The sequence below is a fragment of the Rhodovibrio salinarum DSM 9154 genome (assembly GCF_000515255.1).
In the GTDB taxonomy this organism is placed as follows: Bacteria; Pseudomonadota; Alphaproteobacteria; order Kiloniellales; family Rhodovibrionaceae; genus Rhodovibrio; species Rhodovibrio salinarum.
The window spans coordinates 850,451-869,513 of record NZ_KI911559.1 but is presented as its reverse complement, the minus strand read 5'-3'; the positions used below and the strand labels follow the sequence as shown (position 1 = coordinate 869,513).

Annotated in this window: 19 protein-coding genes, 2 tRNA genes and 2 pseudogenes; 13 read left to right on the top strand and 10 right to left on the bottom strand. The window is 65.7% G+C overall.

Annotated features, from left to right (window positions below; all coding sequences use genetic code 11):
- Positions 1-46: 46 nt before the first annotated feature.
- Positions 47-132, bottom strand: a tRNA-Leu gene (locus RHOSA_RS0104075).
- Between the two features lie 116 nt (positions 133-248).
- Positions 249-1,868: a GMC family oxidoreductase gene (locus RHOSA_RS0104070; RefSeq protein WP_027287680.1), complete on the bottom strand. Its 1,620-nt coding sequence runs from the start codon at positions 1,866-1,868 to the stop codon at positions 249-251.
- A gap of 250 nt (positions 1,869-2,118) precedes the next feature.
- On the opposite strand from RHOSA_RS0104070, the gene RHOSA_RS0104065 reads away from it, so the two are divergent.
- Both RHOSA_RS0104065 and RHOSA_RS20315 read left to right on the top strand, forming a co-directional pair.
- Positions 2,119-2,700 carry a YqaA family protein gene (locus RHOSA_RS0104065; RefSeq protein ID WP_027287679.1) on the top strand — a complete coding sequence of 194 codons (582 nt, stop codon included), beginning with the start codon at positions 2,119-2,121 and terminating at the stop codon, positions 2,698-2,700.
- On the top strand, positions 2,690-3,214 hold the full coding sequence (locus tag RHOSA_RS20315; RefSeq protein ID WP_081728446.1) for a disulfide bond formation protein B: 525 nt from the start codon (positions 2,690-2,692) through the stop codon (positions 3,212-3,214). The genes RHOSA_RS0104065 and RHOSA_RS20315 overlap by 11 nt, the downstream gene beginning before the upstream one ends.
- Positions 3,215-3,321: 107 nt before the next feature.
- Here the strand turns inward: RHOSA_RS20315 and RHOSA_RS0104055 are convergent, their stop codons facing one another.
- The 3 genes from RHOSA_RS0104055 to RHOSA_RS0104045 all read right to left on the bottom strand — a co-directional run bounded on the left by RHOSA_RS0104055 (position 3,322) and on the right by RHOSA_RS0104045 (position 5,525).
- A complete protein-coding gene (locus RHOSA_RS0104055; RefSeq protein ID WP_027287678.1) occupies positions 3,322-3,882 on the bottom strand; it encodes an HNH endonuclease in 561 nt (186 codons plus the stop codon).
- Positions 3,883-4,149: 267 nt separating this feature from the next.
- A complete protein-coding gene (locus RHOSA_RS0104050) occupies positions 4,150-4,836 on the bottom strand; it encodes an alpha/beta hydrolase (RefSeq protein ID WP_027287677.1) in 687 nt (228 codons plus the stop codon).
- 56 nt (positions 4,837-4,892) lie between these two features.
- Positions 4,893-5,525 carry a DNA-3-methyladenine glycosylase family protein gene (locus tag RHOSA_RS0104045; RefSeq protein ID WP_027287676.1) on the bottom strand — a complete coding sequence of 211 codons (633 nt, stop codon included), beginning with the start codon at positions 5,523-5,525 and terminating at the stop codon, positions 4,893-4,895.
- A gap of 83 nt (positions 5,526-5,608) precedes the next feature.
- Between RHOSA_RS0104045 and gluQRS the strand changes: the two genes are divergently transcribed.
- The 6 genes from gluQRS to RHOSA_RS0104015 all read left to right on the top strand — a co-directional run bounded on the left by gluQRS (position 5,609) and on the right by RHOSA_RS0104015 (position 10,762).
- Positions 5,609-6,460 (top strand): tRNA glutamyl-Q(34) synthetase GluQRS, encoded by an 852-nt coding sequence (gene gluQRS, locus RHOSA_RS0104040; RefSeq protein WP_027287675.1) that lies wholly within the window; start codon positions 5,609-5,611, stop codon positions 6,458-6,460.
- A gap of 173 nt (positions 6,461-6,633) precedes the next feature.
- The gene (locus RHOSA_RS0104035) at positions 6,634-7,383 is read left to right on the top strand and encodes an MBL fold metallo-hydrolase (RefSeq protein WP_027287674.1); all 750 of its coding nucleotides are present in this window, start codon (positions 6,634-6,636) and stop codon (positions 7,381-7,383) included.
- Positions 7,384-7,490: 107 nt separating this feature from the next.
- Positions 7,491-8,510, top strand: a complete 1,020-nt coding sequence (locus tag RHOSA_RS0104030; protein ID WP_027287673.1) for an ABC transporter substrate-binding protein — start codon at positions 7,491-7,493, stop codon at positions 8,508-8,510.
- A 28-nt stretch (positions 8,511-8,538) separates the two neighbouring features.
- Positions 8,539-9,306, top strand: coding sequence for an ABC transporter ATP-binding protein (locus tag RHOSA_RS0104025; protein ID WP_027287672.1), 768 nt, complete (start codon positions 8,539-8,541; stop codon positions 9,304-9,306).
- Positions 9,299-10,162, top strand: a complete 864-nt coding sequence (locus RHOSA_RS0104020; protein ID WP_027287671.1) for an ABC transporter permease — start codon at positions 9,299-9,301, stop codon at positions 10,160-10,162. The genes RHOSA_RS0104025 and RHOSA_RS0104020 overlap by 8 nt, the downstream gene beginning before the upstream one ends.
- 165 nt (positions 10,163-10,327) lie before the next feature.
- Entirely contained in the window at positions 10,328-10,762 is a 435-nt protein-coding gene (locus RHOSA_RS0104015; RefSeq protein ID WP_027287670.1) for a GFA family protein, read from the top strand.
- A 157-nt stretch (positions 10,763-10,919) separates the two neighbouring features.
- Here RHOSA_RS0104015 and RHOSA_RS24600 read toward each other — a convergent pair whose 3' ends face one another.
- From RHOSA_RS24600 to RHOSA_RS0104000, 5 genes and pseudogenes are all read right to left on the bottom strand, one after another.
- Positions 10,920-12,686, bottom strand: a complete 1,767-nt coding sequence (locus tag RHOSA_RS24600; protein WP_081728443.1) for an ATP-dependent nuclease — start codon at positions 12,684-12,686, stop codon at positions 10,920-10,922.
- A 231-nt stretch (positions 12,687-12,917) separates the two neighbouring features.
- A complete protein-coding gene (locus tag RHOSA_RS26035; protein WP_437123684.1) occupies positions 12,918-13,163 on the bottom strand; it encodes a recombinase family protein in 246 nt (81 codons plus the stop codon).
- Between the two features lie 60 nt (positions 13,164-13,223).
- Positions 13,224-13,360 (bottom strand): annotated as a pseudogene (locus tag RHOSA_RS26030) (IS5/IS1182 family transposase); the annotation flags it as partial.
- A gap of 33 nt (positions 13,361-13,393) precedes the next feature.
- Positions 13,394-13,507: pseudogene (locus RHOSA_RS26025) on the bottom strand (transposase); the annotation flags it as partial.
- A 207-nt stretch (positions 13,508-13,714) separates the two neighbouring features.
- Positions 13,715-13,807 (bottom strand) — tRNA-Ser (locus RHOSA_RS0104000).
- Between the two features lie 496 nt (positions 13,808-14,303).
- Between RHOSA_RS0104000 and rplU the strand changes: the two genes are divergently transcribed.
- The 5 genes from rplU (at position 14,304) to RHOSA_RS0103975 (ending at position 18,868) form a co-directional block, all read left to right on the top strand.
- Entirely contained in the window at positions 14,304-14,837 is a 534-nt protein-coding gene (gene rplU / locus RHOSA_RS24595) for a 50S ribosomal protein L21 (RefSeq protein ID WP_081728442.1), read from the top strand.
- Between the two features lie 6 nt (positions 14,838-14,843).
- Entirely contained in the window at positions 14,844-15,116 is a 273-nt protein-coding gene (gene rpmA / locus RHOSA_RS0103990) for a 50S ribosomal protein L27 (protein WP_027287669.1), read from the top strand.
- A 192-nt stretch (positions 15,117-15,308) separates the two neighbouring features.
- Positions 15,309-16,361 (top strand): GTPase ObgE, encoded by a 1,053-nt coding sequence (gene obgE, locus RHOSA_RS0103985; protein WP_027287668.1) that lies wholly within the window; start codon positions 15,309-15,311, stop codon positions 16,359-16,361.
- Positions 16,361-17,524 (top strand): glutamate 5-kinase, encoded by a 1,164-nt coding sequence (proB, locus tag RHOSA_RS0103980; RefSeq protein ID WP_081728441.1) that lies wholly within the window; start codon positions 16,361-16,363, stop codon positions 17,522-17,524. Before obgE ends, proB begins: the two co-directional genes overlap by 1 nt.
- A 66-nt stretch (positions 17,525-17,590) precedes the next feature.
- Positions 17,591-18,868: a glutamate-5-semialdehyde dehydrogenase gene (locus tag RHOSA_RS0103975; RefSeq protein WP_027287666.1), complete on the top strand. Its 1,278-nt coding sequence runs from the start codon at positions 17,591-17,593 to the stop codon at positions 18,866-18,868.
- The last annotated feature ends 195 nt before the right edge of the window (positions 18,869-19,063 follow it).

Genomic DNA, 19,063 nt, shown 5'->3' with positions numbered 1-19,063 from the left:
GCGCACCGAGACGGCGCCTTCAAACCGCCTGCAAAGCAGTCGGTGTTGGTGCCCCTGGCAGGACTCGAACCTGCACGGCCGATGGCCACGCGATTTTGAGTCGCGCGCGTCTACCAGTTCCGCCACAGGGGCACGGGCACCGAAGCGCGCCACGGTAATGCGCTTCGGTGCCGCCCGTGTATAAACCGCCGGCTGTGGGTACGCAAACCCGCGAACGCGGCATACGGGTGCGAATCGCGCACGTCGACCTACTCGGCGGCTTGCCGCCCGGCTTTGCGGTCGGCGCGAATCATCGCGGCGGCCTTTTCCGCGATCATGATCGTGGGCGCGTTGGTGTTGCCGCTGGTGATCCGCGGCATGATCGAGGCATCGACCACCCGCAACCCGCCCACACCGTGAACCGCCAGGCGCGGATCCACCACGCTGCTCGCCGGGTCCGGTCCCATCGCACAGGTGCCGACGGGGTGAAAGATGGTCGTGCCGATATCGCCCGCCGCGTGGGCGAGCTCGGCGTCGCTTTCGAGTTCCGGCCCCGGTTTGCGCTCTTGCGGTCGATACTTCCGCATCGCGGGCTGCCCCATGATCCGGCGGGTCAGCTTCAGCGCGTCCGCCGCTACCTGCCGGTCGCCGGGGGTGGCGAGGTAGTTCGGCTTGATCGACGGGTGGCTGCGCGGATCGGCGTTCTGGATTCGCACGACCCCCCGGCTTTCCGGGCGCAGGTTGCAGACGCTCGCGGTGATGCCGGGGAAGGGATGCAGCGGATCGCCCAGCTTGTCGGTCGACAGCGGTTGTACGTGGTATTCCAGGTTGGGTGTCACGCGGCTGGGGTCCGATCGGGTGAAACAACCGAGCTGGCTGGGCGCCATGGTCATCGGCCCGCGCTTGAACAGGGCGTACTCCAACGCCATCCCGGCCTTGCCGAGCCAACTGTTCGCCCGCCGGTTCAGCGTGTCCACGCCCTCCACCGAATAGACCGCCCGGATCTGCAGATGGTCCTGCAGGTTTTCACCCACGTTCGGGTTGTCGTGGCGGACCTCGACGCCGCGCTCGCGCAGCAGCGCGCCCGGCCCGATGCCGGAGAGCTGCAGCAGTTGCGGCGAGCCGACCGATCCGGCCGCCAGAATCACCTCGCCGTCCGCGTCGACCCGCGCGTCCTGCCCGTCGTGCCAGAAGCGCACACCGGTAACCCGCTTGCCAGTCATCTCCAGCCGCTGCGCCTGCGCCTTGGTCAGGACCGTCAGGTTGGGCCGCTCCTCGGCCGGACGCAGAAAGGCGTCCGCGGCATTCCAACGCCGACCGCGGCGCTGATTGACCTGGAAGTAACCCACGCCCTCGTTGCTGCCACGGTTGAAGTCGGCCGTGCGCGGAATGCCGGCCTGCTCGGCCGCGTCCGCGAAGGCATCCAGGATTTCCCAGGAGATCCGCATGCCCTCGACGCGCAATTCGCCGCCTGCCCCGTGCAGCGCGTCGGCGCCCCAGGCGAAATCCTCGTGCGCCTTGAAATGCGGCAGCACGTCGTCCCAGCCCCAGCCGGTGCAGCCGAGCTGGCGCCAGCCATCGTAGTCGCGCGCCTGACCGCGCATATAGATCATGCCGTTGATCGAGGAGCAGCCGCCCAGCACCCGGCCACGCGGATAGCCGAGCGCGCGCCCGTTCAACCCCGCTTCGGCCTCGGTCTTGAAGCACCAGTCGGTGCGCGGGTTGTTGATGGTGTAGAGATAGCCGACCGGAATCCGGATCCAGATGTAGTCGTCCTGCCCGCCGGCCTCGAGCAGCAGCACCGAGACATCCGGGTCCGCGCTTAGCCGGTTGGCGAGCACGCAGCCGGCGCTGCCCGCCCCGACGATCACATAGTCGAAGCGCCCCATCTCCTTGGGCTGGTCGTCCCTCGTCTGCGTCATGGCCGCGCAACCTCCCCGAAATCTGTCTTTTTGCCGACCATCCTAGCCGAGCGTGCGGACGCGCGCGAGCCGGGTTGGGATCGTTGAACAGTCGGGGATCTCACCCCGAAGGGGCCGACGTACCGCCCCCCCAATCGCGCCGATTGCCGCAGGCGCGCGAGACTGGTAGATCGGGTGCGGCTTTATCCCCCGCCATCTTCCGGATTTCCGCCGCCCGATGCTTCGCGCCCTGTATGACCGCACGCTCCGGATCGCCGGGCATCGGCACGCCATGAGCGGGCTGGCGGCGGTGTCGTTCGTCGAGAGTTCGGTCTTTCCGATCCCGCCGGATATCCTGATCATCCCGATGGTGCTCGCCGACCGGACACGAGCCTGGCGGGTGGCCTTCGTGTGCACGCTGGCAAGCGTGCTGGGCGGGCTGCTCGGCTACGCGATCGGCTACTACCTGTACGACACGGTCGGCCAGGCGGTCCTGGAATTCTACGGCTACACCGACAAGTTCGCGGACTTCCGCACGTTCTACGCGGAGTGGGGCTTCTGGTTCGTCATGGCCGCCGGCCTGACGCCCTTCCCCTACAAGGTGATCACGATCACGAGCGGCGTGCTGGCGCTCAATCCGTTCACCTTCCTGATCGCCTCCGCGGTGTCGCGCGGTGCGCGCTTCTATATCGTCTCGGCCCTCTTGTGGTATTTCGGCCCCCCGATCCGGGCCTTGATCGAGAAGCACCTGAGCTGGCTCACGGTGATCTTCTTCGTCCTTCTGTTCGGCGGTTTCGTGGCCATCAAATATGTCGTCTGACCAGACCGACCTCTCCCACCTGACGCCGGGCAGCCGGATCGTCCCCGCAGCGATCTTCGCCGTGAGCGTGAGCGCGCTCGCCTTCGCGCTGATCTCGCAATACGGCTTCGGGCTGCAGCCCTGCGAGCTGTGCATCTGGCAGCGCTGGCCCTATGTCGCCGCGGCCCTGTTCGGTTTCGCCGCGGCACTCGGCCCGTTCAGCCGGTATGCGCGCGTTACCTTGGTCATTGCCGCCGGGCTCGCGTTCCTCACCGGGGCGGGGATCGCCGGCTACCACGCCGGGGTCGAATACGGCTGGTGGGCGGGGCTGCCCGGCTGCTCGGGCGCAGCCCTGTCATCCGACGTGCGCGTCGAGGACCTGCAGGCGGCGCTGGCCGGCCAGGACCGGATCGTCGCCTGCGACGAACCGGCGTTCATCTTTGCCGGCCTGTCGATGGCCGGTTGGAACTTCGTGCTGTCGCTCTTGCTGACGGCCGGAACGGTCTGGGCGCTGGTGACCCGGCGCGCGGGCTGACCGCCACCGCGTCGCTCGGTCGACCCACTTCCCGCTTTCTGCCCCTGGCAACGCAATCCTAATAAAACAGGACAAGCTTAATAGGGGTACAAGGGACGCAGGCGCGGTCAATCCTCCAGCTCGGTGTCCCAGTACAGGAAGTCGTGCCAGCTTTCGTGGAGGTAGTTCGGCGGGAACTTGCGGGCTTGGCGCTGCAGCTCGTGAACGGTGGGCTGGCGCGCGGCGCGCCGGAGTTTCATGCCCGCTTCCTCCGGCGTCTTATTGGCCTTCAGCAGGTTCATCTCCGCCGAGGCCGTAACAACGTTTTCCCAGGAAGTGCGTCCGCCCCGGGAGCGCGGAATGACGTGATCGAAGGTGAGCTGTTCGGCGGGGAGACGAATTCCGGAATACTGGCATTTGAAGCCGTCCCGGAGGAAGACGTTGAAGCGCGTGAACGCCGGCCTTCGGTTCAAGGGGACGTATTCTTTGAGCGATATGACGCTCGGTAATCGAATTTCGAAGGATGGCGAGTGGATCGCCTGATCGTACTCGCTGACGATGTTGACGCGGTCGAGAAAGACCGCCTTCACCGCGTCCTGCCAGGCCCAGATGGACAGCGGAAAATAGCTCAGCGGACGGAAGTCCGCGTTCAGCACGAGGGCTGGGAAAGCATTCGCCGGGACGCTCACTGCCCCGCTCTCCTCCTGTGCTCCGTGCGCCGCGACCGGGAGTGGCCAGCGCCTCTACAAGCAACGTGATACGCCATTCCGTCGCTTCGTACAAGATTTTGCGTCTCGAGCCCCGAAAACTTCATCTGCTTGTAAAGTCCTCGTTCACGCGACCGGTGCTGGACTCTGGCCACACCCAATGGTCCCTGTCCACCCCTTGGCCTGTGCTTGCCGCCTTGCAAGAAAATAGCGCCGAAATCCGCGCCGACCAGAGAGCCGGCCAGGGGGTTACGTGGCGGCGCCCCCTTCTCCCAGCAGATGCCGGCGCAGGAACGCGCTGGCGACTTCCAGGCAGCGCTCGTCGATGCCGTGGCCCAGACCGGGGCGCGTCTCACTCTCCACCGCGACCCCGGCGGCTTTCAGGGCCGCCTCGGTCTGCGGCATGGCGTGCGGCGGGATGATCTGGTCCTGATCGCCGTGGGTGAGCAGCACCGGCGGCCGGCTCTTGATCTCCGCGTCGAGCTTCTGCGGGCCCGGCAGCAAGGTCGAGAAGCCGACCAGCGCGGCCACCGGCTGGGCCCGGCGCAGACCGCAATGCAGCGCCATCATGCCCCCCTGGGAAAAGCCGATCACCGCCAGCTTATCGGGGGTCAGGCCGTGACGTTCCAACTCCTGGTCCAGAAAGGCGTCGACCACCGGCGCCGCCGCTTCCGCGCCCTGGATCATCACGGCGTCGGTCTCGCCCCGGAAGGAAAACCACTGCAGCCCCATCGGGGCAACGTCGCAGTCCTGGTGCGCGTTCGGGGAGACGAAGGCGGCCTCGGGGAACGCCTGGCCCAGCATCGGGGCCAGCTGGATCAAGTCGTTGCCGTCCGCGCCTAGGCCGTGCAGCAGAACGATCAGCTGCTGGGCCGGGCCGCCGCTGGCCGGCTGCTGGCGGGGGCCGTCGATCTGGGGAATGCTGTCTTCGGACATCGGTTTTTTCGTTCCGTCCCGTGGTTGCTGGTGGGCTCCGGGGCGCGACGATGGGCTCAGGTCGGCGCCCCGGGATGGCGATAGGCGTGCCAGAGGAAGCGCGCCGCGGCCGAGCGGTAGGGTCGCCACAGCTCGGCAATGTCACGCATCTGTTTGGTGTCCGGTCGGGCGTCCAGGGCATGGATACGCCGCGCGGACTCCTGCAATGCCAGATCCTGCGCGGGGAAGACATCCGGCCGCTCCAACGCAAACAGCAGAAAGATCTCGGCCGTCCACACGCCCACGCCCTTCTGCGCCGTCAGATGCTTGAGCACGGTCTGGTCGTCCTGCTCGGCCAACCAGTCGAAGTCGAGCGCGCCCGAGGCCACCTGCTCCGCCAGGCCGGTCAGGTAGCGGTACTTGGGCCGGCTGAGGCCAAGCGCGCGGGCGTCGTCCTCGCTCAGGGCCAGAAACGCGGCCGGCGTCACCGGGTCCAGGCGCTCGCGGATGCGCTGGACGATCGCGCCGGCCGCCTGCTTCGACAACTGCTGGGCGGCGATCATGTTGACCAGGCCGCCGAAACCGGCTTCAGCCTTGCGCACCGGCGGCAGACCGCAGGCGGCGTAGGCACGGCCCAGCGCCGGATCGGCCTCGGCCAGCGCGTCCAGGGCGGCCTTCAGGCGGGTATCTTGCTGCGGTGCAGGGTCCATGGGGCTGGACCTTAATGGCACCGGCGGGTAGATGCACCCCCATGTCCGTTGCTGCGCCGCGCCCAGACAGCACACCACGTTCCGTGGGAACGCCGCGAAGCGAGGTCACGCGTTTCGCCCCCTCGCCGACCGGCCTGTTGCATCTGGGCCACGCCTATTCCGCCGTGACGTGCGCGCGGGCCGCTGGACCACACGGACGTTTCCTGCTGCGGATCGAGGACATCGACACTGCCCGCTGTCGCGACACGTTCGAGCAGGCGATCTTCGACGACCTCGCCTGGCTCGGGCTGAGCTGGGAAACGCCGGTGATGCGCCAGAGTACGCGGATGGACGCCTACGCCCGCGCGCTTACCCGGCTGGACGACCTCGGCGTGATCTACCCCTGCTTCTGCTCGCGCAAGGACATCCAGGCGGAGGCCGAACGTCTCGGCGCGGCCCCGCACGGCCCGCTGGGAACACCCTACCCTGGCACCTGCCGCGATCTGTCCCCGACCGAACGCGATGCGCGGATCGCTGCCGGCACGCCCTATTCCCTGCGCCTCGACCACCTGCGCGCGCACGAACGGGTCGGCCATCCCCAGTGGACCGACCGGCACCACGGCACCTTCCAGGCGGACTTGAGCGCGATCGGCGACGTGATGCTGGCGCGTAAGGAGGTCGCGACCAGCTACCATCTGGCCGTCGTGGTCGACGACGCCGCGCAGGGGATCACGCTGGTCACCCGCGGGGAGGACCTGCTGCCGGCCACCCCGGTCCACCGCGTGCTGCAGGCGCTGTTGGACCTGCCGGTGCCGGAGTGGGCGCACCACCGCCTGCTCGACGACGACGCGGGCAAGCGCCTCGCCAAGCGCGACGACGCAGTATCGCTGCGCGCCTACCGCGAAGCGGGATACAGTCCGGCCGAGGTGCGCGCGCTCGCCGGCCTGCCGGATTAAGACGCCGCGCGCGACAGTCGGCGTTACTCGGACAAACCCACATCGTCCTGTGCCGTCTGTGCGCACCGTCACTGTCTAACGCTTGACCCTCGGCAAGGTTTGTCGACAGTGAGATGATCGCCCATCGGCATCCGGACGGGCGACCTGACCTGCGAGGAGGCCCAGGCACCCTTATGCGACTGACCGTCCTCGGCTGCGGCGACGCATTCGGCAGTGGTGGCCGCTTGAACACCTGCTTTCAGCTCGACACCCATCGCGCGGACGATGGGCGCGACACCCGCCTGCTGGTCGATTGCGGCGCCAGCGCGATGATCTCGATGCACCGTTTCGGAACCGATCCGGACAGCATCGACGCGGTCGCGGTCACCCATCTGCACGGCGACCACTTCGGCGGCCTGCCGTTCCTGCTGCTCTACCTGCAGTTCGAGGCAAAGCGCACCCGCCCGCTGGAGATCGTCGGCCCGCCGGGCATCCGGCAGCGCGTCAAGGACGCCTGCACCGCGCTGTTTGGCAGCATCAACTGCGACTGGCACTTCGACCTGACTTTCCGCGAATGGGCAGAGGGGGTGTCGATGACCCTGGGCGGCGTGGCCGTGACTCCGCGGCAAGTCTACCATGGCGAGGGGATAACGGCGTTCGGTCTGCGCATCACCGACGGGGAGAAGACCTTCGCCTACTCCGGCGACACCAAGTGGGTGGATGCCCTGCCTGATCTCGCCGAGCAGGCCGACCTGTTCATCGTGGAGTGCTACGCCTTCGACCGGTCGCTGCCGACCCACACCGACTACCAGACGCTCAAGCGGCATCTCGACGAGTTGAGCGCCCGCCGGATCGCGCTGACCCACATGTCGACGTGCATGCTGGACCGGCAGGACGAGCTGCGCCTGGAGGCGCTGGACGACGGCCGGGTCATCGAGCTGTAGCCGCACCTCCCCTGCGCCTTGACCGGACCACACAGCCGGCGTACCCAGCCGTCCGATGCCCAGACCCTGGGCCATCGAACGACAAAACAGACGTTGGGGAGCACGCCATGATCGACCTAACCCGCCGGCGCACGCTGCAGGGGCTGGGCGCGGCCGCAGGCATCTCGGCCCTGGGCCTGCCGGGGATCGCGCGCGGCGCGAACAAGGCCACGATCGCCGCGCTGCGCTTCACCAGCCACGCCCCCACCTTCGTTGCCCAGGAGCGGGGCTATTTCAAGGAGGCCGGGCTCGACGTCGACCTGAAGTTCTTCCAGGCCGCCCAGCCGATGGCCGTCGCGATCGCCTCGCGCGATGCGGACTACGCCGTGACCGCGATCACCGGCGGTCTGATCAGCCTGGCGGACAAGGGTGCAATTCGGGTGATCGGCGGCGCATTGGAGGAATCCAAGGGCGTTAGCGGGCAGAAGATCCTGGCCTCCAACAAGGCCTTCGAAGCCGGCTTGACCGATCCCAGCAAGCTGGACGGCGCGACCTACGGCATGACCCAGGCCGGTTCGTCGTTCCACTACATGGGCACGCAGATCGCCGCCGCGGAAGGCGCGGACGTTTCGTTCAAGCCGCTGCAGAAAATCGGCGCGGTCATCGGTGCGATCAAAACCGGGCAGATCGATGCCTGGTCGATCGTCCCACATATCGCCGAGGCGCTGGCCAGTGGCGGGGCGGTCCAGATCATCGGCGAGGTCGTCGACTACTTGCCCAACTATCAGGTGACCACCGCGTTCACCTCGCCGCAGAACGTGACCGGCGACCGCGCGAAGACGCAGGCGTTCATCGACGCCTTCGCCAAGGGTGCGCGCGACTACAACGCCGCACTGGTCGATCGCAGCGAAGGCGACGACGCGGCGGAGGCGATGGTCCGCCTGATCCACAAATACGTCTACGCCGACCGCCCCTACGAGAAGGCCGCGCCCGCCATCCGCGCCGGCGCGATGCGGATCAGCGAAGGCGCCGCCCTCAACATGGCCTCGATCGAGGATCAACTGTCCTGGTTCACCTCGGAAGGCTTGGTGCCGGGCAGCATCACGTTGGACAAGCTGGTCGACACCAGCTTTGTCGAAACGACCTGAGCGCCCGACACGACCGACAGGACCAACGATGCGGCTTTCGCTGGACGGCGTCTCGCACGCCTACGGCGCCACCGAAGTGGTGCGCGACGTCTCCCTGACGGCAGGCGATGGGGAGATCGTCTGCCTGATCGGGCCCAGCGGCTGTGGCAAGTCGACCCTGCTGCGTTTCATGGGCGGCCTGGAACGTCCCAACGTGGGCCAAGTGCTGCAGATCGGCGCGCCGCCGGCGGACAGCCTCAATCCCCTGACCTACGTCTTCCAGGACTTCGCGCTGCTGCCCTGGCGGTCTGTCGAAGGCAACATCCGCCTCGGCCTCGAAGACAAGAAGATCGCCCGGCGCGAGGCGAACGCCCTGGTCGACGATGTGCTGGCCCGCACCCGTCTTACCGACTTCCGGCACGCGCTGCCCAAGCAGATCTCCGGCGGCATGAAGCAGCGCGTGGCGATCGCCCGGGCGCTCGCGGTCAAGCCGGCGATCATGCTGATGGACGAACCCTTGAGCGCGCTCGACGCGCAGACCCGCGAGCTGCTGCTGGACGACTTCGTGCGGCTGTGGGGTCGCACGCCGTTCACGGCCGTCTACGTCACCCACAACCTGAGCGAGGCGGTACGGGTCGGCCACCGGGTGGTGGTCCTGTCGCGCCGGCCCGGCCAGATCCGGGAGGTCGTCGAGATCGACCGGCCGCTCGACCAGCGCGGGCTGGCCGATCCCGACCTGGATCAGATCCAGGCGCGGCTGTGGGCGCTGATGCGCGCGGAAGCGATGGCCGCCGATCAGGAGCTGGTGGATGACTGACCGAGCGGCTGCGCCAGATACGCCAACGTCTGACGCGCGCGATTCGCGCCCGACCGCCGGAGGGCACGAAGCGGTCCGCCCGGTGCCCTATCGCGGCGGCGGCTTCCGGCCGGTACGCATCCGCTGGATCGCCCCGGTGGTGTTCGCCCTGCTGCTCGCCGTACTGGAGATCGGCACCCGCGCGGGGCTCATCTCGCCGCTCACGATCCCCCGGCCCAGCGCGGTGCTCGCCACCTTCGCCGAGCTGTGGCAAAGCGGCATGCTCTGGACCCACCTGCTGCCCAGTCTGCAGCGCCTGGCGGTCGGCGGCGCCATGGGCGCGCTCGCCGGCATCGCGGTCGGGGTCGCGATCGGCCTGTTCTCCTACATCCGCGCCGCGCTGGTCCCGCTGGTGGCCGCGCTGTTCCCGATCCCGAAGATCGCGCTGCTACCGCTGTTCGTGATCTGGTTCGGCGTCGACGAGGGCTCCAAGTACGCGCTGATCGCATTCGGCACCTTCACCCCCACCGTGGTCTCGACCTATGGCGCGGTGGACAACGTCGACCGCACGCTGATCCGGATGGCGCAGAGCTTCGACCTGCCCTGGCTATCGATCGTGCGCAAGATCGTGCTGCCCGGCGCGCTACCCGGGATCCTTTCCGGCCTCCGGATTTCCCTGGCAATCGCGATCATCCTGCTGGTCGCCGCCGAGATGCTGGGCGCCGAACACGGGGTGGGCGCAATGATCCTGCAGGCGGGCTCGCTCTACGACCTGGAACGTCTGTTCGCCGGCGTGGCGATGCTCTCCGCGCTCGGCGTGCTGCTGTCGTTCCTGATCGGCCAGGTCGAACGCCGATTGTTGGCCTGGCGGACGTGAGACCTCCGGGATCGCTGCGGATCGCGCGGAGGTTCATGCAGCGGGCGCGACCCTGCGTATTGAACTGCCGGCACCGACCGATAGACTTGGTCTTCAGGCGCTGACCCGAGCTGTGGTGGCAGAGCCGACACCGCATCCACCCCACCGCAAACCAGGAGCCCCCTCATGTCGACCCATCATGCAAGCTGCTTGTGCGGATCGGTGCATTGCGATGTCGAGATCGACTCCCCGGAAATCCATTGCTGCCATTGCAAGATGTGCCGGCGCTGGGGCGGGGGGCCGGCGTTTGTGGTGACCCTCGCCAAGGCCCCACAGTTTAGCGACGCCAGCGCGCTCAAGATCTATCGTTCGTCCGAGTGGGCCGAGCGCCTTTTCTGCAGGCACTGCGGCACCTCGGTCCTGTGGCGCAGCCTCGACGGCACCTTCCAGGCGCTCCCGGTTGCGCTGCTCGACGACGCGCCGGACCTGCCGTTCACCACCGAAGTTTTCATCGACGACAAGCCGGACTACTACACGTTCGCCGGGACGCGCACCTGCCTGACCGGCGCGCAGGCCATCGCGGCGTTCACCGAAACGCCGGACAAGACGCCCGAGGCGTAATCACGCCGAGGCTACTCACAAACGACCGAAAGTATGGCGGAGGGTGTGAGAGCAACAACGCGCATGCCTAATCAGTTGATAATTTAATATGTTTTCGACACGCTACAAACATCAGGCCATACCGTTTTGTAGCAGCTTCTTGGTTGGACGGCTTCAGCTACCTAAGCAACCAATCGCAGAATTCCCGAACACCATCTTCATCGGAGATGAATGCTAAATCACGTTCTTTATCGAGACGTTTTAAGAACGCCGCGTGGTGTGCTGGCTTCTTCCCTTCGAGGCCAAGATGAGTTTCGATCGTTCCCATAGACCAGAGCCAGAGTTGAACGGATTTCAGCACATCCCGCATTACTTCGATATGCGGCTGTGCATCAGGGCTTTCAGCAAGTTTCTCAAAGCCGCGACTTGCCGAGCAAATTGTCGACTTTTTCGGATACCCGTCGTCACCTAGCTCAAGTTCACCCGCCGCCTCTAAGTCGACAAACACTTTTCGACAACCATTAACAGCGTCGTCGTATCTCTTTTCTCGATCAGATGGCGGTTCTTTGAATGCGTAATCCAAGTCCACCAATGCAACTGTCGGAATGTCCATAGCTTCAAGCACGGCCTTTGCTTTTTGAAGACTGCCGCTGCCGTCTATCTCGACGAGACCGACGCCAAATTCAGCCAGCGTTTTCCCTTTGCATTTTCGAAAAACGTGCGGAAAAACGCGCAGTTCAGTCGAACCCTCTACCAGAAGCACTCTCTCGGTGAAGAGGATTTTTGAGGAATTCGTAAGTGAGAAAAGCATCTCGGACTGGCTAGGAGCATCCGCGATTGCCGTAGTTACCGCCTCACGAAGGCTCCTTCGCACATGCGTCCCCCGCTCGTCGCTTTTTCTCACTAGGACCACATTCTCCGCGTCTGAGCGATCGATCATGTCTGCGGAATGGGTGGAAAACAGCACCTGATAACCGCGCTGGCTCAAAGAAGAAAGCGCGGATCGAACAAGTTCAACAGCTTGTGGATGCAGATATAACTCCGGCTCATCGAGCATTAGCATTGTAGTAGTAGGATTTTTCTCCTCCTTTTCACGCCTTACTTCAGAAAGACACGTTACCAAGCCCATTTGTATTGATCGTTGTGCTCCATGCCCCATCTCGGCAGCATCTCGCTCATTCGGATAACCATCCTCAAAAATTTTGATAGTTGCCGATTTGAGAAAATCATCGAGACCAGGCACGGGAATGTGCGTCTTTGGAACAATACCGGGAAAGAAGTTCGCTACCTCTTTTTGCAACCGCTCGTCTAAGGCAATAAGTGCATCGTCTTTTTCAGCACTGTTCGCAGAGAATGACTTTTCTACACTTTCAAGTGCATCGCGAATGGATTTCGCGTGAACCTCTCGGATGGGTTCAATAATCTCGGTTAGCAACCTGCCGATTGAAGATGACTTACCAAATTTCGCAACATCGTCTGCTGCATTTTCCATCGCGCCAATAACAATTGGTTCTGGAAACAAAGCTTTGATCGCATTGTCAATTCCGCTTGGGTTCTCTTTCCAAGTGCCTGCCGTCGGATCAAAAAGGCTAAGTGTGATATCTTTCGCGGAGGATGCGTCAACCTTTTGCTCACGTCGAAGGGTCACCGTTTGCTCGTGAACAAAAGGTTTAATTTTCCTAGCATGGACCTGGTCTAGACGCTCAATGATATCGTCAGAAACACCTGAAACCGTTCCCTCAACAATAATCGGGATATCAGCCTTATTGTATTCGCTTTTACTTAGCACCGATTTGCTAATCAACCACCTTATGGCAGCGAGCAAGTTAGATTTCCCCGCATTATTCTTCCCGACTAGTGGTGTGAACGCTGAGAGTGCGATTTCCTCCTTCTGAAAAGAACGAAAATTCTCTATCACAATCCGGCTTATGATGTGCCCGCTCAATTCACCCCTCCCGAAGCATCCCCGTCACCCACCCTAAACAACCAGGGCGTGTATGAAAACTCAAGCTGTAAGAGAGACATTCGTTCGCACTGAAAGCGAACGATCAGGACGCGATCAGAGGTCGGGTAATTTTGGCAATTTTCGCGATAGTCGCTCGGCTCGCACCAGTGGCGTCCTGAATTTGAGTGTACGCCCCCTCGGCGAGCATCTTCGCGATGCCGGCATTCCGCTTCACATCGATGGGCCGACCCTTGTATTTGCCTTCGGCCTTCGCTCTGGCCTGACCTTGCGCCTGCCGGCGACGGCGGCGAGCATGTCGAGAAGCATTCCGTTGATCGCTTCTGACATCCGAGCCGTGAAGCTCTCGGCATCGGCCAGCATGTATGAGGTCGGGAGATCGAGGGCGACGACGCAAACGCCCTTGGCGGCGCTTTCCGCCCGGAGCTTCGTCCAATCAGCGGACGTTAGGCGAGACAGGCGGTCGACTTGCTCGATCAGAAGAACGTCACCGGGCCGGCTGTCCTTTAGCGCTGGGACTCATAACCAGTAGTTGACGATGGCAGCTATGTGGACGGCGGCGAGGAAGGTGATGGCGAGGCGATCGTAGCGGGTGGCGATACGCCGAAGTCATTCAGCCGATTGAACATATGCTCGATGACGTTCCGGCTGCGGTAGAGGTAGGGCGAGAAGCAGCTCTTCCAGCGGCAGCCGCTGATCACGCGCCGGTCATCCACCCGCAGCTTACCTCGCGTATCCTGCGGCAAATGAGGCTCAAGCCGCGAAAACTGCTCATCACTCAGCCAGAAACAATCCTGATCCATAACCGGTCTCCCTTCGGAGACCAGGAATCATACCGCCGCCTCAAAGGGAAACCCCTTTATGGGTCCCAGCCCTAAGTGCATACGCTGGCAGACAACGTCACGGTGAGCGAAGACACCGTCGAGATACGCGGATCTGAGGCGGCGATTTTGAGCGCCGCCGCTTAGGCCGACTTTTTACGAAAGGAAGTGCCCAGTTTTGTACCGGAGTGGCGGAGGGGGTGGGATTCGAACCCACGGTACCGGGGTTACCGGTACGCCGGTTTTCGAGACCGGTGCCTTCGTCCGCTCGGCCACCCCTCCATACCAGACGCGGGCGGGCGACCTGCCCGCCGATGTCGGACGGGGACGTAGCAAATGCCGTCGGCCGGCGCAACGGGGTCTCGACAGATCGCCGTCCGCTCGACCGGGCGGACCGAGTGCCCGCGGGAAGAGACGGTGGCGACCTTGATCGTGTTGACACCCGTCCGCGCGTCGTTATAGTCCGCGCGCACGTTCATCTTGAGGCGTCCTTGCGGCGCTGCAGCCAGGATGGGCGTGATCGGTGCGCCCGAGCAAGCGCCGGCCCGCCCACGCGGCGGTGACCGGGGCGCTGGCCACCCTTGCCGTTCAGCGCGTAGACCGCCGGCGCCGTCCCGCGGCCGATTGAGGCCCGGGACGAGGGCGCCGCGTTTGCGTCATGGGCGGCGAGACGCCGAGCAGCCGGGCCATCGGGCAAGACTACGACCCACATGGACCCGTCCACCAAACCGGCGCTTCTTGAGCTGAAGAAGGCGTCGCACAAGACCGAGACGAGCAGATGTTTGCAGTCATTCAGACCGGCGGAAAGCAGTACAAGGTCGCCAAGCACGACGTTGTGAAGGTCGAGAAGCTCCCGGCCGAGGTCGGCGAGAGCGTCACGCTCGACGACGTGCGCATGGTCGGCGGCGACGGCGCCCCGCAGGTCGGCGCCCCGAAGCTGGACGGCGCCAAGGTCGCGGCCGAGGTCGTGGATCAGGACAAGAACCGCACGATCCACGTCTTCAAGAAGAAGCGCCGGAAGAACTTCCGCCGCTGCAACGGCCACCGTCAGCGCTTCACCCTGCTGCGCGTGACCGACATCCAGGTCGGCGACAAGACCGCCGGCGAGGGCGATGCCGCCAAGGCCAAGCAGGCCGACCAGAAGGTTCAGGCGCGCAGCCAGAAGCAGGCGACCCAGTCGGCGACCACGCAGCAGTCGAAGCAGAAGTCGACCGCCACAACCAAGCAGCGTACGCAGAGCAAGATCGCCAAGGCCGGGTCCGGTGGCAGCAAGGCCAAGTCCGGCGGCCAGTCGGGCAAGAGCGAGGAGTAACGGGTCATGGCACACAAGAAGGCTGGCGGCAGTACCAAGAACGGCCGCGATACGATTGGCAAAAGGCTCGGCATCAAGAAGTTTGGCGGCGAGCACGTCATCCCGGGCAACATCCTGATCCGGCAGCGCGGCACGCGCTGGCATCCGGGTGAGAACGTCGGCATCGGCAAGGACTACACGATCTTCGCCAAGACCGAGGGTCACGTGCAGTTCCGCAAGACCACCGGCGGGCGCACCCTGATCTCCGTGGTGCCGCCGGTCGCCGACGCGGCGGAGTAAGCGCGTACCCACCCGCGCGTCCCAGCCGCGCTCGAATGCCGACGGGGGGAATGGCCAGCCATTCCCCCCGTTTTCGTGTTTGTGCCCCGCGGATCGCGCTCTTGGGCACGTGGCTTGGAGTCGCCACCTGGAATCGGGTGATACGGTAGGGCCCCGCCTCCGCACATGGAGAGGGAACGTAGGTCGACAGCGATGAAGTTCCTCGACGAAGCGAAAATCTACACCAAGGCCGGGGACGGCGGGAACGGCTGCATGTCGTTCCGACGCGAGAAGTACATCGAGTTCGGCGGGCCCGATGGCGGCGATGGCGGGCGCGGCGGCGATGTCGTGCTGGTCGCCAAGAACGATCTGAACACCCTGATCGACTTCCGCTACCACCAGCACATCAAGGCCGAACGCGGCCAGCACGGCAGCGGCAAGAACCAGACCGGCGCCAACGGCAAGGACGCCGTGATCGAGGTGCCGGTGGGCACGCAGATCCTGGCCGACGACAAGGAAACGCTGCTGGCCGACCTGCAGGCCGACGGTGCGCGCGTCGTCCTGTGCCGCGGCGGCGACGGCGGCTTCGGCAACGTGCGCTACAAGTCCTCGATCAACCAGGCGCCGCGCCGGGCCGACTCCGGCTGGCCGGGCGAGGAGCGCTGGGTCTGGCTACGGCTCAAGCTGATCGCCGACGTCGGCCTGGTCGGCCTGCCCAACGCCGGCAAGTCGACCTTGCTGTCGGCCGCCTCACGCGCCCGGCCCAAGGTCGCGGATTACCCCTTCACCACCCTGCAACCCAACCTGGGCGTCGCCGAGGCACACGGTCAGCGTTTCGTGATCGCCGACGTGCCCGGCCTGATCGAGGGCGCCTCCGACGGCCGCGGCCTGGGCGACCGCTTCCTGGGCCACGTCGAGCGCTGCAGCGTGCTGTTGCACCTGATCGACGGGACCGAGGATACCGAGGCCGCGTACGAGAAGATCCGGCACGAAATCGATGCCTACGGCCACGGCCTGGAGTCGAAGCCGGAGGTGGTCGCGCTCAACAAGGTCGATGCCCTGCCCGACGACCTGGCAGAGGAGCAGGCGCAGCTGCTCGCCAAGGCGTGCGGGCGCACGGTGCACAAGGTCTCGGGCATCGCCGGCACCGGCGTGGGCGCGCTGCTCGCCGAGCTGCACGGCTACATCGAACGCGACCGCGAAGCCGCCGCGGAAGCCGCCGCCGAGCCGTTCGACCCTCTGGCCCCCAACCGGGAACCCCGGTGATGGCCCCCGACAGCACCACCCAAAGCCCCGAATCGAACGAGGCCACCGGCCTGCCCGCTCTCGCCCGGATGAAGCGGGTGGTGGTCAAGATCGGCTCCGCTTTGCTGGTCGAGGAGGAGACCGGCCGGGTCAAGCGCAGCTGGCTGAACGCACTTGCCGACGATGTCGCGGCGCTGACCGCCGGCGGGACCGAGGTGGTTCTGGTGTCCTCCGGCGCGATCGCGGTCGGCCGCCGCCAGCTCGGCCTGACCCGCAAGACGATCCGGCTGGAAGAGAAGCAGGCCGCCGCGGCGACCGGGCAAATCCAGCTCGCCCATGCCTATCAGGAGGCGCTCCATCGCCACGGGCTCAGCGTCTCGCAGGTGCTGGTCACGCTCGCCGACACGGAGGAACGCCGGCGCCACCTGAACGCCCGCTCGACCGTGGCCACGCTGCTGCGCCTGGGCGCGGTGCCGGTGATCAACGAGAACGACACGGTCGCGACCAGCGAAATCCGCTTCGGCGACAACGACCGCCTCGCCGCGCGCGTCGCCGCGATGATCGACGCCGATGGCCTCGTACTCCTCTCCGACATCGACGGACTGTATTCCGGCGATCCCAAGCGAGATCCCAGCGCCCGCTTCATCGAACGGGTCGACGCGATCACACCGGAGATCGAGGCGATGGCGGGCGACGCCCTGCCCGGCTATTCCTCCGGCGGCATGGTGACCAAGCTGGCCGCCGCGCGGATCGCGGTCGCCGCCGGCTGCCACATGGCGATCGCCCAAGGCCGGCCCGCGCACGCCCTGCAATCGGTCGCCGACGGCGGCCGCTGCACCTGGTTCACCAGCCAGGTCGAACCGCGCCAAGCGCGCAAACGCTGGATCGCCGGCACGCTGAAACCGGCCGGGTCGGTGACGCTGGACGCCGGCGCGCTGACGGCACTGCAGGCCGGTAAATCGCTACTTCCCGCCGGGGTGACGCAGGTCGACGGCCGATTCGAGCGCGGCGACGCGGTGATCGTGCGCGACCCCCAAGGCCGTGAGGTGGCGCGCGGCCTGACCGCCTACTCCGACGATGCCGCCCGACAGATCATCGGCCACAAGTCGACCGACATCGAACAGATCCTCGGCTATCGCGGCCGCGAGGAACTGATCCACCGCGACGACCTGGTGTTGTCGTGAAATCGGACCTGCCGGCATACTAAACATGCCGTAGCCCCATTCCCCGTAAACCGGACGACCCCAGCCATGAGCGTTCAGGCACTGCACGACACTTCCGACCTCAAGACGCAAATGCAAGACGTCGGCGCGCGGGCGCGCACGGCCGCGCTGGCGCTGGCGAACGCCGACGGCGCGTCGAAGACCGCGGCCCTGACCGCCGCCGCGGCCACGCTGCGCCAACGCGCGGAGGACCTGAAGCAGGCCAACCAGGCCGACGTCGACGCGGCCGAAGGGCTGTCGGAGGCGCTGCTCGACCGGCTCAAGCTGACCGACGCGCGGATCGAGGGCATGGCCGCCGGGTTGGAGACGATCGCTCAGCTGCCGGACCCGGTGAACGCGACGCTGGCCGAATGGGACCGGCCCAACGGCCTCAAGATCGCGCGCGTCTCCGTCCCGATCGGCGTGATCGGCATCATCTACGAAAGCCGGCCGAACGTGACGGCGGACGCCGGCAGCCTGTGCCTGAAAGCCGGCAACGCCGCGATCCTGCGCGGCGGCTCGGAGAGCTGGCACTCCTCCGGGGTGATCCTGGAGTGCCTGCGCGCAGGTCTGGAAAGTGCTGGCCTGCCGGCCGATGCCGTGCAGCGTCCGCCGTCGGCCGACCGGGAGAACGTCGGCTACATGCTCGCGATGCCCGAGCACATCGACCTGATCGTGCCGCGCGGCGGCAAGGGCCTGATCCAGCGCGTGCTGGAGAATTCCCGCGTGCCGGTACTGGCGCACCTGGAAGGGATCAACCACACCTACGTCCACGCCAGCGCCGACGTCGAGCAGGCCGTCGCGGTCGTCCACAACGCCAAGCTGCGCCGGCCCGGCATCTGTGGGGCGACCGAGACGCTGCTGCTCGACCGCGCCGCGCTGGAGACGCACCTCAAGCCGATCGTCGACGATCTGACGGCCGCCGGCTGCGAACTGCGCGGCGACGCCGCCGTGTGCGCCACCGACAGTCGAATCGCGCCGGCCACGGCTGCGGATTGGGACACCGAATACCTGGCCCCGATCCTGACCATCGGCGCGGTCGACGGGCTGGACGCCGCGATTCAGCACATCAATCGCCACGGCACCGGCCACACCGAGGCGATCCTGACATCCGACGAGACCGCGGCCGAGCGCTTCGGCCGCGAGGTCGACGCGGCGATCTGCATGGTCAACGCCTCCACCCAGTTCGCCGACGGCGGCGAGTTCGGCATGGGCGCGGAGATCGGCATCGCCACCGGCCGTCTGCACGCCCGCGGTCCGGTCGGCGCCCAGCAACTGACCAGTTACAAGTACATCGTCCGCGGCACCGGGCAGACCCGGCCCTAAGCCGCTACGCTCAGGATCGATCGGGGGCTGCGTGCGCGTAGCCCCCGACTGCTGGCATTTTTAGGCGACCGCGTGCCGGGCCCCTCAACCATTTCCTAACCCGCGCATGGCTAGCTGGTCTTGCGAGTCGAGCGTGCCGCAGGCGCGGGGACTTTAATGCGGTCAGAACAAGTAGATGGTGCAAGGGCGATCGCC

Excerpts from the sequence above, each read along its gene's own strand:
- RHOSA_RS0104070 (WP_027287680.1), bottom strand. The coding sequence starts at position 1,868 with ATGGGGCGCTTCGACTATGTGATCGTCGGGGCGGGCAGCGCCGGCTGC.
- RHOSA_RS0104065 (WP_027287679.1), top strand. The coding sequence starts at position 2,119 with ATGCTTCGCGCCCTGTATGACCGCACGCTCCGGATCGCCGGGCATCGG.
- RHOSA_RS20315 (WP_081728446.1), top strand. The coding sequence starts at position 2,690 with ATGTCGTCTGACCAGACCGACCTCTCCCACCTGACGCCGGGCAGCCGG.
- RHOSA_RS0104050 (WP_027287677.1), bottom strand. The coding sequence starts at position 4,836 with ATGTCCGAAGACAGCATTCCCCAGATCGACGGCCCCCGCCAGCAGCCG.
- RHOSA_RS0104045 (WP_027287676.1), bottom strand. The coding sequence starts at position 5,525 with ATGGACCCTGCACCGCAGCAAGATACCCGCCTGAAGGCCGCCCTGGAC.
- RHOSA_RS0104035 (WP_027287674.1), top strand. The coding sequence starts at position 6,634 with ATGCGACTGACCGTCCTCGGCTGCGGCGACGCATTCGGCAGTGGTGGC.
- RHOSA_RS0104030 (WP_027287673.1), top strand. The coding sequence starts at position 7,491 with ATGATCGACCTAACCCGCCGGCGCACGCTGCAGGGGCTGGGCGCGGCC.
- RHOSA_RS0104025 (WP_027287672.1), top strand. The coding sequence starts at position 8,539 with ATGCGGCTTTCGCTGGACGGCGTCTCGCACGCCTACGGCGCCACCGAA.
- RHOSA_RS0104020 (WP_027287671.1), top strand. The coding sequence starts at position 9,299 with ATGACTGACCGAGCGGCTGCGCCAGATACGCCAACGTCTGACGCGCGC.
- RHOSA_RS0104015 (WP_027287670.1), top strand. The coding sequence starts at position 10,328 with ATGTCGACCCATCATGCAAGCTGCTTGTGCGGATCGGTGCATTGCGAT.
- rplU (WP_081728442.1), top strand. The coding sequence starts at position 14,304 with ATGTTTGCAGTCATTCAGACCGGCGGAAAGCAGTACAAGGTCGCCAAG.
- rpmA (WP_027287669.1), top strand. The coding sequence starts at position 14,844 with ATGGCACACAAGAAGGCTGGCGGCAGTACCAAGAACGGCCGCGATACG.
- obgE (WP_027287668.1), top strand. The coding sequence starts at position 15,309 with ATGAAGTTCCTCGACGAAGCGAAAATCTACACCAAGGCCGGGGACGGC.
- proB (WP_081728441.1), top strand. The coding sequence starts at position 16,361 with ATGGCCCCCGACAGCACCACCCAAAGCCCCGAATCGAACGAGGCCACC.
- RHOSA_RS0103975 (WP_027287666.1), top strand. The coding sequence starts at position 17,591 with ATGAGCGTTCAGGCACTGCACGACACTTCCGACCTCAAGACGCAAATG.